Raw genomic sequence first — 880 nt, forward strand, 5'->3', positions numbered from 1 at the left:
GGTCGAGCAGCGCGGACGAGTCGGGTGGATCACCCTGAACCGTCCGGAGGCGCTGAACGCGTTGAACAGTGCGGCGGCGAACGCGGCGTCTGCGGCCTCGCGCACGGTCTCGTAGACCCGTCGCTGCACCTCGGTGAACGTTCCGGAGACGGGCAGCGTGCGGGTGATGTCGGCGGTGTACAGGCTGTCGGCCTCGACGCCCGCATCAACCAGGATCAGATCGCCGGGGACCACGGTGCCGTCGTTGCGCGTCCAGTGCAGGTAGCAGGCGTGCGGGCCGGAGGCGGCGATCGTGTCGTACCCCTCGCCGTTGCCATCTTCACGCGCACGGCGGTGGAAGACGCCCTCGACGACACGCTCGCCCCGTGCATGCGCCGTAGCCGCGGGAAGCTCGCGGATGATGTCGTCGAAGCCCTTCGCGGTGATCTCGACGGCACGGCGCATCTCGGCGATCTCGAACTCGTCCTTGACGAGGCGCAGCTCCGACACGAATCGTGTGAGGGTCTCGTCTTCGTCGAGCACGAGCTCGCCCTCGACGGCTTCGAACTGGTCCAGGTGCGCGGTCGCGATCTCGAGGTCGGCGGCGACACCGGCGAGGGACGGGCGCGGACCGATCCAGAACTCTCCGACTGTGGCGTCGGCGTAGAACTCCGTCGTCGTGCGGTCGGCGCGCTCACGGAAGAAGAGCGTGATGTCGTGACCACCCTCGGTGGGGGCGAAGACGAGCACCGAATCGGGCTCGGCATCCGATGCCCAACCGGTGAGGTGCGCGAAGGCCGAGTGCGCGCGGAAGACGTAGTCGGTGTCGTTGCTGCGCTGCTTGAGCGAGCCGGCGGGGATCACGAGACGCTTGCCGGGGAAGGCCGCGGAGACGGCTGCG

Annotated in this window: 1 protein-coding gene; it reads right to left on the minus strand. The window is 68.9% G+C overall.

Annotated features, from left to right (window positions below; genetic code table 11):
- Positions 1 to 880 (minus strand): aminopeptidase P N-terminal domain-containing protein (locus tag KZA10_RS16345; RefSeq protein ID WP_256935009.1); only part of this gene is annotated, 880 nt, incomplete at both ends.

The sequence above is a fragment of the Microbacterium sp. BF1 genome, from assembly GCF_019279095.1.
GTDB lineage: Bacteria > Actinomycetota > Actinomycetes > Actinomycetales > Microbacteriaceae > Microbacterium > Microbacterium maritypicum.